General features: G+C 38.0%; 11 protein-coding genes. 8 read left to right on the top strand and 3 right to left on the bottom strand.

Features of this window, described 5'->3' with window-relative positions; genetic code table 11:
* The first annotated feature begins 8 nt into the window (after window positions 1-8).
* The 4 genes from BR73_RS0123535 to BR73_RS0123520 all read left to right on the top strand — a co-directional run bounded on the left by BR73_RS0123535 (window position 9) and on the right by BR73_RS0123520 (window position 7089).
* Window positions 9-3137 (top strand): non-ribosomal peptide synthetase, encoded by a 3129-nt coding sequence (locus BR73_RS0123535; protein WP_033168262.1) that lies wholly within the window; start codon window positions 9-11, stop codon window positions 3135-3137.
* On the top strand, window positions 3112-3498 hold the full coding sequence (panD, locus tag BR73_RS0123530; protein WP_033168261.1) for an aspartate 1-decarboxylase: 387 nt from the start codon (window positions 3112-3114) through the stop codon (window positions 3496-3498). The genes BR73_RS0123535 and panD overlap by 26 nt, the downstream gene beginning before the upstream one ends.
* Before the next feature lie 25 nt (window positions 3499-3523).
* A complete protein-coding gene (mtnK, locus tag BR73_RS0123525) occupies window positions 3524-4801 on the top strand; it encodes an S-methyl-5-thioribose kinase (protein ID WP_081848855.1) in 1278 nt (425 codons plus the stop codon).
* A gap of 701 nt (window positions 4802-5502) precedes the next feature.
* Entirely contained in the window at window positions 5503-7089 is a 1587-nt protein-coding gene (locus BR73_RS0123520) for a recombinase family protein (protein WP_033168260.1), read from the top strand.
* Window positions 7090-7123: 34 nt separating this feature from the next.
* Here the strand turns inward: BR73_RS0123520 and BR73_RS0123515 are convergent, their stop codons facing one another.
* Both BR73_RS0123515 and BR73_RS0123510 read right to left on the bottom strand, forming a co-directional pair.
* The gene (locus BR73_RS0123515; RefSeq protein WP_051685526.1) at window positions 7124-7768 is read right to left on the bottom strand and encodes a S8 family serine peptidase; all 645 of its coding nucleotides are present in this window, start codon (window positions 7766-7768) and stop codon (window positions 7124-7126) included.
* A 185-nt stretch (window positions 7769-7953) separates the two neighbouring features.
* A complete protein-coding gene (locus BR73_RS0123510; protein ID WP_033168259.1) occupies window positions 7954-8349 on the bottom strand; it encodes a hypothetical protein in 396 nt (131 codons plus the stop codon).
* Between the two features lie 223 nt (window positions 8350-8572).
* Here BR73_RS0123510 and BR73_RS0123505 point away from each other — a divergent pair, with 223 nt between their 5' ends.
* The 4 genes from BR73_RS0123505 (at window position 8573) to BR73_RS0123490 (ending at window position 13345) form a co-directional block, all read left to right on the top strand.
* Entirely contained in the window at window positions 8573-8920 is a 348-nt protein-coding gene (locus BR73_RS0123505) for a hypothetical protein (protein WP_033168258.1), read from the top strand.
* Between the two features lie 359 nt (window positions 8921-9279).
* On the top strand, window positions 9280-10299 hold the full coding sequence (locus BR73_RS0123500) for an ROK family protein (protein ID WP_033168257.1): 1020 nt from the start codon (window positions 9280-9282) through the stop codon (window positions 10297-10299).
* Between the two features lie 126 nt (window positions 10300-10425).
* The gene (locus tag BR73_RS0123495) at window positions 10426-11592 is read left to right on the top strand and encodes an MFS transporter (protein ID WP_033168256.1); all 1167 of its coding nucleotides are present in this window, start codon (window positions 10426-10428) and stop codon (window positions 11590-11592) included.
* A 136-nt stretch (window positions 11593-11728) separates the two neighbouring features.
* A complete protein-coding gene (locus tag BR73_RS0123490) occupies window positions 11729-13345 on the top strand; it encodes a nitrite/sulfite reductase (protein WP_033168255.1) in 1617 nt (538 codons plus the stop codon).
* Between the two features lie 41 nt (window positions 13346-13386).
* On the opposite strand, the gene BR73_RS0123485 is transcribed toward BR73_RS0123490, so the two are convergent.
* The gene (locus tag BR73_RS0123485) at window positions 13387-14751 is read right to left on the bottom strand and encodes an MATE family efflux transporter (RefSeq protein ID WP_051685525.1); all 1365 of its coding nucleotides are present in this window, start codon (window positions 14749-14751) and stop codon (window positions 13387-13389) included.

The following is a 14751-nucleotide window of genomic DNA, read 5'->3' as shown; positions in this document are numbered from 1 at the left end:
GGATTAGGATGAATAATAATATCATAAACAGATTTTGCAGCATTGCCGGCCAGTTTGCAGCTGAGAAGGCATTGACGTACAAGGATAAATCTTATACCTATAAGGAACTTAATACAATAACCGACCAGGTGGCGGCTTCTTTGCGCTCCTATACCAGACCTGGGATGGTAATTGGAATCTATCTGGAGAAGTCTGCCCAATATGTCATTAGTATTCTTGCCATTTTAAAAGCAGGCTGTACCTATCTACCTTTGGATAAGATATATCCTGCTTCAAGAATTCAAATAATGCTGGAAGACAGTGATGCCCATTTTGTAATAGCAGATGAGAAAGAAGGAGATGTGAATGCACAGATCCTAAAGTTTGCTGAGCTGGAAGCGATGGGAAGAAGAATTTATGACAGCCAGGATAATACTCTGGATTCTGCCATAATGGTTTCAGAACTTCTCCCGGCACGGTATCCCTATATAATTTATACTTCGGGTTCCACCGGAAAACCAAAAGGAATGAGAATTGAGGACAAGGCTGTTCTTAACCTGTCTGCGGAGATGAGTATTCAATTGCAGTGTGAACAGGGAAAGAAAAGGATTGGAATGATTTCTCCCTTTGTATTTGATGTATCAGTGGGGCAGATGTATACATCACTTTTATATGGAAATGAGCTGGTTCTGGTGCCGGATGAAGCTAAATTTTCACTCAGATTGTTAACGGATTTCTTTCAGCAAAATGATATCTATTGCTGTGATTTCACGCCGACAAGATTAGAATTACAGGTGTCCTATTACGAAAAACACCTGGATATGCCTGCTTACCCCCATATTATTGTAAGTGTAGGAGAACCGATTACCTCCGCTCTGGCAAAACGCGTTATGGAGGCAAAAGGGGGCGAAACCAGAATCTTTAACTACTATGGTCCGTCAGAAATATGTGTCTATTGTGCTTATCATGAAATAACCCGGGAGGATATTGCAAAAGGGAAAAATATCCCCATAGGCAGAGCCTTAAAAAACTTTCAGCTTTATGTATTGAAAGACAATTTGACTCCATGTGAATATTATGAGACAGGTGAGTTATATATAGGAGGTATCGGGGTTTCTCAGGAAGGTTATCTTAATCAGCCACAGCTAAATGAACAAAGCTTTCTTAGGAATCCACAAAATCGAGGTGAACGTCTTTATAAAAGTGGTGATTTAGCCTGTATAAGACAGGATGGAAATATTGAATGCCACGGACGCATAGATGATCAAATTAAAATACGTGGTTTTCGTATAGAATTAGCAGAGATAGAGTATACAATGGAGCAAATCTCAAAGGTTCTAAAAGCAAAGGTTCTACTGGTCCAGGATAATGGAACAGACTGCCTGGTGGCCTATTATACCGTGCAGGATACAATTACTGTTGCTGCGATAGATCATAGACTGAGAAAGCAGCTACCGTATTATATGGTTCCAACTTATTATATTCAGATTGACTCATTTACTTACAATGTCAATGGTAAGCTGGACAAGCATAATTTACCGGATTTCCATACTGGAGTACAGTGTATTGTGCCAGGTGAAAATGAAATGGTTATAGACCGGCAGGTTGGAACTAAATTATTGGAGTGTTGCGCTAAAGTACTTGGGTTAAGAGTAGTTACATATGAAGACCAGTTTGTAAATCTGGGGGGAGATTCCCTGACTGCCTTTGAATTGAATATTTTATTAGAAGAGGAATGGAATGTAGCTTTGGAATTACACGAGCTGGTAGGACAACACAACCTCGGTTATTTGGCGGGGCTGCTGACACAGCATATACATAATAATAAGCTGGAGCCTCCTAAGAAGATGGACAGCAATCATAAATGGGTGGCAAATTCTTTTCAAAAAATCTTAATAAAAGAAGAACTGAAAAGCAGATCAGGAAGAAATAACGAAAGAGGACCCCTTCCATTATACAACATGGTTTATACATTGGAATTAAGCTGTACGATGGATTATAAACGATTGCAGAAGGCATTTAACCAGGTGCTGCAGAATCATGAAATGCTAAGAGCACATTTTAATAAGCAGGAAAATTCTTATATAATCCTTGTAGATGAGTACAAGGCTTATAAGGTACAGCAGGAATATGTAGATAATATAGACTCTGTTTGCATTGAAGATTATGTAAAAGATTTTGACGTCCTGTCTCCTGAATTGTATCAGATGGTACTTTTTGAGGATGAAAATAGGCGTCAGATTATTCTATTGAATATTCATCATCTGATAGTGGATTATGTATCCATCCGGATTCTGGTGAAGGAATTATGTTCCCTTTATTATGATGATAAGAGTATAGGGAAACCATTTAGCGAAAAGGAATATTTTTTAAATAAAAATCAAAAAAAGGAAAACGAGAGCATTTCCTTTTGGAGAAAACAGTTAAGGAACCGACCGGGTTCAGTTAAATTCCAGCCGGACCGGGAAGATTACCAGCAGACGAAAAGAGTAGATTCTATCCTTTTTCAAATAGCCAATAAAAATGAAGTCAAGGTATTATGCAACCGAATGGGAATTACAGAATACCACCTGTTTTTTATTGCTCTGGCTCTGTTGGTATATTGTGAGGAGAAAAAACAGGATTTTATTATAGGGACTTATTCAATGGGGCGGGATAAGAAGGCAGTAGAGCAGCGTCTTTTGGGGCTTTTTACGGATACTATACCTTTTCGGTTCCGGCTGCAAGAGTCATTAACCATTGAAGAATACCTTCTGCAGCAAAAAGAAAAATTTATCTGGGTTTTAAGATATGGAGGAATTGATGTAGGAAACATTATGGAGTATATGGATTTTGAGGATTTATGTAAAGGCTCTTTTTTTGAAATTGCTTTTAACTATATGCAAGAGTATTTATTAGTTTTTGATAATGGGAAACAAGAAATCCTGCTCCATGATTATAGTAAGAACCCTGAACTTCTACCGTTTTCCATGGTAGGAACTTCAAAGCAGGATAACATTCATTTTGAAATATTGTATAGGGAGGAGTTCTATTCGCGTAAAAAGATACAGTTGTTGGCAGATAAATATTGCTGGATTGTAGATGTAGTTCTAAGGAACAGCAGCTATACCATTAAGCAATTGGAGGATGCATATGCAGATATTTATGTTAAAAAGTAAGATTCACCGTGCAATAGTTACATCAGCGGAACTTAACTATGTTGGAAGTATTACTATCGATAAGGCTCTGATGCAGGCCGCTGATATCAATGAATATGAAAAGGTCCAGGTTGTAAATATAGATAACGGAAACCGGTTTGAAACCTATGTAATTGAAGGAAAGACCGGCAGCGGGATTATTGGGCTCAATGGAGCAGCAGCCCGTTTGGCTGTAAATGGAGACCGTGTCATCATAATGACCTACTGTTTAATGGAGGATATTGAAGCGAAAAAATATGTACCCAAAATTGTCATGGTGAATAAAAAAAATGAAATGATTCAAATAGAGAACAAAGAAATACATGGTGACTGTGAAATATAAACAATTCAATGAAGAGGGTGAGAGAATGCGTTTTAATACATATTTTTTATTGACGGAGATGGATGTACCGGAATATATTAGAGAAAAACTGGATTTCTTTCCATCAGCATCTGTATTACGTTGTTTAGAGATTGGTGATGGTAATTTAAATTATGTTTTTCGTGTATTTGACGAAGAAACAAATCATTCTTTTATAGTGAAACAGGCGGGACCTGAAACAAGAATTAAACCGGATTTGGGTATATCAACAAAACGCGGAATGATAGAAGCCAGGATACTAAGCCTGCAAAACCACTTAGTAGAAGGATTTGTTCCAAAAGTATATTTATATGATCCGGTTATGTGTATTATTGTCATGGAAGATATGAAATACCATGATATGATGAGGACAGGATTACTGGAGCACAATACCTATCCTCATTTTGCTGATCATATAACAACTTATCTCTCGAATTGTTTACTTAGAACCTCAGACTTGGTAATGGATCACAAAGAAAAAAAGAATTTGGTTTGTGAATATGTGAATCCGGAGCTATGCGAGATTTCTGAAAATCTGGTCTTTACAGAGCCATACCTTAATCTGTCCGGCTGTAACAGTATATTCCCCAGAAACGATGCTTTTATTAAGCGGGAGATATATGATGACAGGAGGCTGCATACAGAAGTGGCTAAGTTAAAATATGAGTTTATGAATAATGCCCAGGCATTGATTCATGGAGATTTACATACAGGCTCCATTTTTGTTAATCAAGACCATACATATATTTTTGATCCGGAATTTACATTTTACGGACCTATGGGATTTGATATAGGAAATATTATTGCTAATATTTTTTTTGCATGGTGTCATGGTGATGCTACAATAGAGGATAATAATAAAAGGTATGAATTCTGCGGGTGGTGCCTAAATACCATAAAAAATATAATTGATCTATTTAAAGATAAATTCAATCAATTGTATGAATTATATGTAACGGATGTTATGGCAAGGAACCCGGATTTTAGAAGCTATTATTTAAGGAAAGTACTGGAGAACACGGCAGGTTCAGCAGGACTTGAGCTGATACGCAGAGTTGTTGGTGTAGCCAAGGTTAAGGATATCACCTCCATTGAAAATGAGCAAAAGCGGGTATATGAAGAGAGACGGTGTATTTATCTGGCGAAAGAACTTATTTTTAAACGTGCAAAGTATCTTTCAGGCGCAGATTATCTCGAAACTATCGGGAAAGTTACTTCCAAGGTAATTTTTAATAAAACAGTTAGTGCCATAAATAATGAATTTATAGATAGTCTGCGGTCATGATGAAAAGCACTGACAGAGGAATTTAAACCTAGTATTTTTATTAAACAGCAATAATGATTGAGAGATATGCAATATCATTTCCATGGTCTGAATCTATTTCAGACGAGATCCACATAAACTAAATAAAATAAGTTCTTTATCCACTTGGCGAAAGGCTGGGTGGATTTTTTTTGTTAAAAATCGAAGATTTCCTGCTTACCAAAAGATAGAGAAAGGAAACTATGGAACCTGTCCCCTTTTAACAGAATGCATTTTATGTGCATATGTGATTTATAGCTGCTGGGTGCTGCAAGTTATACTTTCAGCAGTTTATCTAACAATAATCAATTAAGCATAGGTCAATGTTTAGTTTTTTTTAATCTTATGCTTAATTGACTATTGTTTTTTACGATCGATATTATTAAAAGTAAGCAATTACCTTTTAACGAATAGGACAAATTGTAATTCAAATATATTTACTAAGAATACACCCATAAGAAGGAGGACTTTCATGCTTGTAGTAAAGGATGTTTATAAAACCAGTACACAAGAGGAGAAGGAAAAAGCTGTAAAACAGATTATTATTAGAATTCTTAAAAATAGACAGCAGAATGGATTGGGGTGATAGGTGATGGGATATATCCAACATATATGCCAGTATTTTTGGTATATACACCAGTCCACAGAGTTGTCATTTGGTTGATTTTAGGGGAGGTGTAAATGTGGATAAAGCTGCCATTTATTGCAGGCTGTCTAAGGAAGATGAATACAAAATAAGCCAAGGTGATGAAAGTGCAAGTATCCAGAATCAAAAACTACTTCTGATTAACTATGCTATAGCCCAACAATTCTCCATATATGATATTTATTCAGATGATGATTACTCTGGCCTTGATGGGGAAAGACCTGATTTTAAAAGGCTTATCAGAGATGCAAAAGCTGGCTGTTTTAAAGTTGTAATTTGTAAGACGCAGGCCCGGTTTACACGTGATATGGAATTAGTCGAAAAGTATATTCATGGACTATTTCCCCTTATTGGAATCCGGTTTATAGGTGTAGTGGACAATGCAGATACCGAAGTGAAGGGAAATAAAAAAGCAAGGCAAATAAATGGGCTGGTAAACGAATGGTACAGTGAGGATCTTTCTGAAAATATACGAAGCGTTTTTAAGAGTAAGATGGAACAGGGGGAATTCATGGGATCATTTGCCTCATATGGGTATAGAAAGTCTCCGGAGGATAAGCATAAGCTTATTATTGATGAAGAAGCTGCAAGGGTCGTAAGAAAAATCTTCAGTTATGCAGTGCAGGGACTTGGAAACAGACAGATATGTAATAAGTTATATGAGGAAGGAATTCCAACTCCCAGCAATTATAAGAAAATGAAAGGGTTTACATATCAGAACGTTTCAAAACAGGCTAAATATGGTGAAAAAAATATTTGGGGAACAACTACCATACAAAGGTTACTCAGTAATCGAATGTATATAGGGGATATGGTTCAGGGGAGAGAGAAAAAAGTCAGTTACAAGAGTAAAAAAGTAGTTACGGTGCCGGAATCAGAATGGATTATAGTACCTGGCTGTCACGAGCCCATTATAGATAAGGATACATTTGAACTGGTACAGAGATTAAAAAAAAGCAGAAAATATGCATGCTCCATTGACGAGCAGGGGCAGAAGCAAATTAATCTTCTGGCAGGAAAAGTCAAGTGCAAGGACTGTGGAAGTACAATGTGCAGGTGTAATGGTAATAAAAAATATGTGAGTCTTTACTGCCAGCTCTATCTTAGGACGATGAAGAAACAGTGTACCTCTCATTCCGTTAGTTACCGAAAGCTGATTTCTTTATTAGAGGAAAAATTAAAAGGCATAATACAAACCCAGCTGCAGCAGGAGCAGCTTGAAGAATTTTTTACGTTCAATCCAGACAACAGCAAATTAATAAAACGTAAGCAATCTGAACTTTCCGCAATGGAGGATAGGCTATCAAAAGCAAAAAAAGCTTTAACTGCTTTATATATTGACAAAGTAAATCAGGTCATATCGGAAGACGAGTATACGGATTTAAAAAACTCTCTTACACAAGAGGCAGAGGAGCTTAAATCAATGATAAAAGATTTGGAGGGAGTAATTCAATCAATGGTTTCAGATGATACTGCCAATGAGAGGAAAGAGGATCTGATTCGTAAGTTTGCAAATTTTGATAAATTGGATCATGAGATTATTAATGAATTTGTAGATTATATTGAAATCGGAGAAAAGGATATTGAGAAGAATCAGGAAATAATTATACATTGGAGATTTTAACTATGATATACAGGTTACCAGTTTGGAAATTACCTCAATAATTAATGCTGCAGATTTTCGCCTTCAACCACTTCACATGTGTCCCGTGGCCTGATAAATCCACACTGGGAACAATAGCAAGCCTTGCTGCCTGGTCCGGTGCATTTAAGGCTTCATTGATTTTTTCCCTGGTATATAAGGTACCAATGGCATAACCTTCCGGAGGAGCACCTTCAATGGTCTGATCCCATAATTCCAGTATTCTGGTGGAGCCATCAGGATTTCTAAAATCAGGGTGGGCATAGTCGATACCGGAATCGATAACCGCAACAATAACACCGGTGCCAAAGAGATTGAACTGGGCGGTCTGAAGTGGATTGATACAGGAGATACTTCTGCCCTGATTAACAGAATTAAAGAGACGCTTTGGCTTTTCTATAAATTCTATTTCCTGATATTCTGATAATCTTGGTATCAGCTCCTGCTGAATGGTTATAATGGCATACTCATTCTGAAGGGGCACCACCACAGCACCTAGTTCTTCTGCGATTCGTGAAATATTACCACTGAATTTAACGATAAGTTCCCATAGTTTCACTTCCGGTATGAAACCCACGTTTAGATCCAATGTCCTATCTCTTACCTGCTCTGGAACATCCAGGGCAAGATTTAATTGATTGTCTGCTTTTCCGTCAGCCATAGTCTAACCTTCCAGATTTAATTAATTTAATATATGCACGCAGGTTTATCTTACTTTCCCTTTTCAGAGAAAGAACGAATTTGTTAATTTCTGGAATACAGCCTGCGGGATATTACACCCTGATACACTGCTTGTGGGTGATGTATCCTGCAGGTTGCAATTAAAAGATTATTAAATCGTGCTCTTTAAATGCTCAGCCAATATACAGGCACCATCTGTGAATCTACAGTAGTGAGATAATAATCAAAAATATCATTATTGTTACGGCAGCTGGCAATAATTTTATCTCCGTAATAGGTTGTGGAATCTTTATGGAAGACGGTATAAATAATTGAGCTGCCGTCATATTGGAGGATGCTTTTGGTTGATATATCCGCATTATCGGATTCAAATGCGGTTATTCTTATTTTATCTGGTATACCCTTGTCTATATTAGATAGAAAACCATAGAATCGTTCAGTATTATGAGGTCTTACGGCACTTAAAACCACATCTTTATTTTTAACAGCCATATCAACCGTATATGTTTCAGGTAAAGTCTCCAGCTCTGTTACATGTTCCTTGGAATAATTTCGGTTCATGTGTTACCTCTGATTATGTTGATAGTATAGTATATGGCTTAGCTGTTTGAATGGTGTATCCGGAGATGTAAATTCTACTTGAAGAAGCTATATAAAAACCCTTATAATCTACAAAACTCTAATGGTATTATAATTTTACAGATTAATACAGCTGAGGTATAATATACATAAGTTGAAATGTACTGTGTAAAATACAAATACAGATGACTAGGAGGTAATGGTGTTGAAGCGATTATTATTTACTATTTTAGTTCGAGTAATAATTTTTTCTCTTTTATTTGGAATAGTAATGGGGATTTGTTATCTAATTAGCAGATATTATGACTATAGCTATATGCGTATTATTGAATATGCAGGTATGCTGTTGCTCGTTATTGGAGGGCTTTCCGTGCTCGGTGGGCTGAGTATAAGAAGCGATGTCAGGGATAATGAGACGAAGTTATCACTGAAATGGGGTAGAGGATTGCAGGAGGATATAAGACTAGCTGCAGACAACAGAGTCTTTTTTGTATGCATGGCATTAGCAGGCCTTATATTGGTTGTGGCACCACTGATTTTTAATATCCGATAAAAGATACATTATAGAAAAAATAACAGAGTACTAGGAATTCTTATACCTTACTCTGGAAGCATGAAGCTTTCAATTTAATGTAGATTTCTGTCATTAATATAAACTGGCTTTTGGCGCCTATAACAACACTTGATATATTGAAAAAAGCTGATATTAAACTCTTATATAGCTGTATGAGATGTACTGCTTTAGAAGCAGTATGTCAGTACAGTTAGTATAAGAGTTTTTGTACGAATAGCTTAAAGAAATTAAGATTGACAGAGTTCTTAGTACTCATTATAATAAAATTACTTATTAAAGAACTTTTAAAAAGTAATTGTAAAAATTAATCATTTACAATCAGTATTAGGAGGTGTTTTATGTTAATCGGAAATACCCTGTTGATGAAAGAAGTTAATAAAGATCTTGTTAGGGAACATTTAAAGACCTTAAGAAAAGCAACGAAGCAGGAGTTATCTCTAAAGACGGGGTTAAGTGTAGTAACTGTCAACTCCATTCTAACGGATATGGTAAAGAATGGAGAAGTACAGGAAGGGGAAATGGTACCCTCTAACGGAGGCAGACCCTCACTTTTATATCATTATAATGTAAATTATAGCTATGGTATTGTTATCTATGGTCATCAGAAAGAGAATCAGAACTGTATTCATCTGGCGGTAGTTAATCTTGCAGGTGAGATCGTTTATAAAGAAGAAGCCTTTATAGAGGATATTCAGCTGGAAAGCTTTGAGGAACTTATAGACAGGGGAAGAGAAAAGGTTTCCCATATATCAATAATCGGCTTTGGATTGCCAGGGGAAGAAGAGGACGGAGTTGTAACCATTAATGACTACAGAAACTTAACTGGTGATGTCTTTATGAAGCATTATAGGGAGAAATACAAAATACCGGTTATCTTTATCAATGATATCAATGGGGCAGTAAACGGTTATTACCACTACAAAGCACCCGGAGGTATGATGAATGTTGCAGGAATTTATTTTCCAAGGCTTTATCAGCCCGGTGCCGGGATTGTTCTAAACGGTGAAGTTTATACAGGAAATAAAAGCTTTGCAGGTGAGATCGCAGGTCTTCCTATTGGAGTGGATTGGATTAAGCTTGACTATGATAACCGGGAAGAAATAGGGGAAGCTGTTGGCAGGCTTGTGGCAGCTTTATCCTGTGTCATAGCACCGGAGCAGATAGTCTTGTATGGTGACTTCTTTCAGGAAGAGGATGCTGCGGGAATTAAAGAAGTTGCAGAAAAGCTTCTTTTTGGAAAGTTCGATATTTTTCTGGTGATATCACAAAAATTCGAAGAGGATTTTGAACAGGGTATGATTAGATTTATATTGGAGCATTCGGTGGATAAGTATGTACTGTCCAGAAAAGGCTTGTAAACAATTAAGCTATAAATTGTTTAAATTAATAAGAGTGTCCTGTGAATATGAAATATTATTAATACTGGGTATTAGGTATTGCATAATTAAGAATCTACATCATGGACTTTCAGGAAAGAGGTTAGAATGACAATATTACTGTTAATTATTATATATCTTGCATTTATCAGTCTGGGGCTTCCGGACTCCTTACTTGGATCTGCCTGGCCGGCAATTCATCCGGGACTTAATGTGCCTGTATCCTATGCCGGCATTGTAACTATGATAGTATCAGGTGGAACCATTGTCTCCAGTTTCTTCAGTGGGGTTGTTATTAAGAAGCTTGGAACCGGACTTGTTACAGCCATCAGTGTTATCATGACAGCTGGTGCTTTACTTGGGTTTGCTTACTCTGACAGCTTTATCTGGTTATGCCTTTTAGCAATTCCTTTAGGACTGGGAGCAGGTTCTGTAGATGCAGCACTTAACAATTTTGTTGCATTACATTATAAAGCCAATCATATGAGTTGGCTCCATTGTTTCTGGGGAGTAGGTGCTACCCTTGGACCTGTCATTATGGCATCTTTTCTCAAACAGGGCGGAAGATGGGATTTGGGGTATAAAACTATCGGAATCTTACAGTTAAGCCTTTCGGTAATATTGTTCCTTTCCTTGCCCTTGTGGAAGAAGGTCAAGGAGGAAAATAAAGATATTGAGGAAGAAGGTCAGAAGGAGCTAAAAAAGAGTGAAATACTAAAACAAAAAGGTGTACTTTCCGCCTTATTTGCTTTCTTTGCTTATTGTGCTATTGAGGCAACCGCCGGTTTATGGGGCAGCAGCTTCCTGGTGTATACCAAGGAGGTTTCACCGGAGACTGCGGCTAAATGGGTATCACTTTTTTATCTTGGTATAACGGCAGGAAGATTCCTTGGTGGTTTTATTACCATGAAGGTGAAGAGTAACACCATGATACGTATGGGAGAAGGAATTATACTTCTTGGTATCATCTTGCTGATACTGCCTTTTGGAGATTACACACTGATGGGCGGTTTGCTGCTTATGGGATTTGGTTGTGCTCCTATTTATCCGGGTATGATTCACGAAACCCCGAGACGTTTTGGTAAAGCAGCCTCTCAGTCCATGATGGGAATGCAGATGGCCTGTGCTTATATTGGTTCAACCTTTATGCCACCGCTATTTGGTGCAATTGCCAACTCGGTAACGTTTCTTTTATATCCTTTTGTATTGCTGGTATTCTTGATAATGATGGTAATTCTATCAGAGAGAAGTTCAAAAAGCACTCTAGTAAGTTAACTTGTTAAACCTTGATTTTTTCCATGGTTTGACTTACAATAGGACGGTATACAATTACATATGGTGCTTCAGGCAGCATAGACAGGCAATGTACCGCAGGGAATAATACGGCACAGGCAGAAAGGAATTTTCTGATATGAGCAAAGTGCAGACACTGGAATATAAAGAAAAACTAATCAGTGAAATAAAAGGTTTTAAGGAAAAAGGTGAAAGCTTCCTTCGAAAAGAACTAACGGTTGCTGAATTTAAGGGTATCTCAGGAGGAATGGGCGTTTATGCACAAAAGGGCGGTGAGCAGTTCATGCTTCGTCTTCGTGTGTCCTCAGGAATACTGAGCAGAGAGTATTCTGATTTGATTCTTCGTTTAGCAGAAAAGTTCGGTATAGAGAAGCTTCATCTGACTACCAGGCAGGCGATTCAGCTGCATGACCTGACTCTTGATGAAGTATGTGAGATAATGGAGGAATCCATTCGAAATGGTTTATATACAAGAGGAGGCGGTGGTAATTTCCCCAGAAACGTTGCTCTGTCACCTCTCTCCGGGGTGGAAAAGGGTGAAGCTTTTGATGTTACCCCTTTTGCTGTCTGTACCGGGGAATATTTAATGGAGCATATAACCGAGTATCGGTTACCAAGGAAATTTAAGATAGCCTACTCTAACGGCGGCAGGGATAATGCTGGCTGTACCTCCACGGACTTAGGTTTTCTGGCAGTCGTAAAAGAGGGTAAGCCTTATTTTAAAGTATATCTGGCCGGCGGACTTGGTAACAATCCGGCTATTGGTATTGAACTGAAAGAACTGATTGAGCCATCCAAGGCTCTCCATTATGTTGAGGCAGCAATCAGGCTGTTTATGGCTGAAGGCGATTATCAGAATAAAGCAAAAGCAAGACTTCGTTACGTACCGGTAAGAATCGGTGAAGAAGCCTTTTTGGAAGCCTTTTATAATAAATTAAAAGAAGTAGAAGGCGACAGTGGCTTTGTAGAATTCGCAGAGGAGTTTGCTGCCTGTGATATAAAGATAGAGAAGGATGCTAAAACAGGCCAGGAAGTTATATTTACTGATAAAGGTGAGGTTATTTTTGAGCAGAAGCAGGAAAGTCTGTTTGCGGTGAGAATCCATCCTATCTGCGGACAATTTGAAATATCTGATTTTAAAGTACTTAGAGATTTCATTGAAGAGATCCTAGAGGCGGAAAATCATAATATTGCTCCGGATATCCGTTTGTCCATGGATGAAAGCCTTTTTGTAAGAAATCTTACAAAAAAGCAGGCAGAGATACTGCTTGATAAGCTTTCCAATACTAACATGGTCACATCACTTTCCAGAAGTATATCCTGTGTGGGAACACCCTCCTGCCAGGTTGGCATGATAGCAAGTCAGGAACTGATTCACTCTGCTCTGGATTATATGAAAGCAGAAGGAATAAACCCAGACAGGCTGCCACAGCTTTCTGTATCCGGTTGCTTGAATTCCTGTGCAAGACATCAGATAAGTCCATTGGGTTTTACCGGTATTAAGAGAAGGGTGGATAATGAACCTGTAGACGCTTTTGATCTGCATATCTGCGGTTCATCTTTAGAAGGTGCCTGTCATCTTGGAAAGCCCGTTGGTAGTATGAAAAAAAGTGATATCCCGGCCTTTCTTGGTAAGCTTGCTACTACATTAGAGAATCTGGACATGGAGTATGCTGATTATGCCAAGGATAAAGAAGAGGATTTTATGAAATTAATAGATGAGTATAAGATTTAATATAAATGTAAGGATATGAGAAATAGCTGCCTGACCCAGTGTCAGACAGCTATTTCTTTTGTCTTTAATTCTCTTTTTACCACTGTTAACATAGTAAGAAAGCAGGCACTGCCACCAATGAAATTAGATACAGGTTCCGCGAGGAAGACTCCGTCCGTTCCGGTTGTCAGAATTCTTGGCAGCAGTATTGTCAGTGGTACAACAATAACAATTTTACGAAGGATTGAAAAGAATACCGCATACTTAGCTTTGCCTAAGGCTACAAAGACAGACTGTCCGGCAAACTGCAACGACATCATAAAGAAACCGAAAAAGTAAATCCGCACGGCTGTTTCTGCTGCTTTTATTAGGTTTTCATTGTGGTTGAAGATCTGTATGAAAAAATGGGGAAAAGTATGTAATACCCCCCAGGCTGCCAGGGTGTAAGCAATACAGGCAGCAGACATGAAACGGATAGCCTTTCGGACACGGTGATACTCACCGGCACCGTAATTAAATCCAATAACAGGTTGTGAACCGTTTGTTAAGCCGGATACGGGCATGGATATGATTTCTCTGATGGAATTAAGTACGGTCATAACACCAACGTATAGATCACCACCGTAAAATTGAAGGCTCTTATTACAGACGATCTGGACGATGCTGTTGGTAATAGCCATCATAAACCCTGAGAGGCCAAGAGCCGTAATCTGTTTCACAATAGAGGCCTTCAGTTTCAGGTTACACCATTTAAGCCGAAGTATGGCCATATTTCCGGTAAGGAAACGGAATACCCAGAAGGCGGATAAGAACTGGGAGATAACAGTAGCAAGTGCAGCGCCTTTAACTCCCATATGAAATACAAAGATAAAGATTGGGTCAAGGATAATATTTGCAACTGCTCCTAACAGGACAGTAGCCATACCAATTCCAGGAAAGCCTTGAGAGTTAATAAAGCTATTCATGCCTAGACTGATCATAACGAACAGGTTACCTATCAGATAGATACTGATAAAGTCATTGGCATAGGGAAAGGTCTCTTTACTTGCGCCAAAGAGATAAAGTAAAGGTTCTTTTAATATATAACCTAAAAGGGTTAACAAAAGGGAAAATATGAGAAGCAGTGAAAAGGAATTACCCATAATTTTTTCTGCTTCTTCATTATTTCCTTTGCCTCTGGCGATGGAACATAAAGGAGCACCTCCCATACCAAAGAGATTGGAAAAAGCGATAATAATAGTAAGAATTGGGAGGGTTAGACCGATGCCCGTCATGGAAAGCGTGGCATTTTCAGGAATCAAACCGATATAAACACGGTCAATTACACTGTATAAAACATTGATCAACTGAGCCACGGTCATTGGAAGGGAAAGTCTTAAAATATTTCTTATAACACTGCCTTTTGTAAAATCATTTTGCTTCTTCAA

Source organism: Clostridium sp. KNHs205, from assembly GCF_000702945.1.
Taxonomy (GTDB): domain Bacteria; phylum Bacillota; class Clostridia; order Lachnospirales; family Lachnospiraceae; genus Anaerocolumna.
The sequence above is the reverse complement of the archived record's forward strand: the minus strand, read 5'-3'. Positions and strand labels throughout refer to the sequence as shown.

Bases quoted from the DNA above. Each gene is read 5' to 3' on its own strand.
- BR73_RS0123510 (WP_033168259.1), bottom strand. From the start codon at position 8,349: ATGAACCGAAATTATTCCAAGGAACATGTAACAGAGCTGGAGACTTTA.
- BR73_RS0123500 (WP_033168257.1), top strand. From the start codon at position 9,280: ATGTTAATCGGAAATACCCTGTTGATGAAAGAAGTTAATAAAGATCTT.
- BR73_RS0123495 (WP_033168256.1), top strand. From the start codon at position 10,426: ATGACAATATTACTGTTAATTATTATATATCTTGCATTTATCAGTCTG.
- BR73_RS0123515 (WP_051685526.1), bottom strand. From the start codon at position 7,768: ATGGCTGACGGAAAAGCAGACAATCAATTAAATCTTGCCCTGGATGTT.
- mtnK (WP_081848855.1), top strand. From the start codon at position 3,524: ATGCGTTTTAATACATATTTTTTATTGACGGAGATGGATGTACCGGAA.
- BR73_RS0123535 (WP_033168262.1), top strand. From the start codon at position 9: ATGAATAATAATATCATAAACAGATTTTGCAGCATTGCCGGCCAGTTT.
- panD (WP_033168261.1), top strand. From the start codon at position 3,112: ATGCAGATATTTATGTTAAAAAGTAAGATTCACCGTGCAATAGTTACA.
- BR73_RS0123490 (WP_033168255.1), top strand. From the start codon at position 11,729: ATGAGCAAAGTGCAGACACTGGAATATAAAGAAAAACTAATCAGTGAA.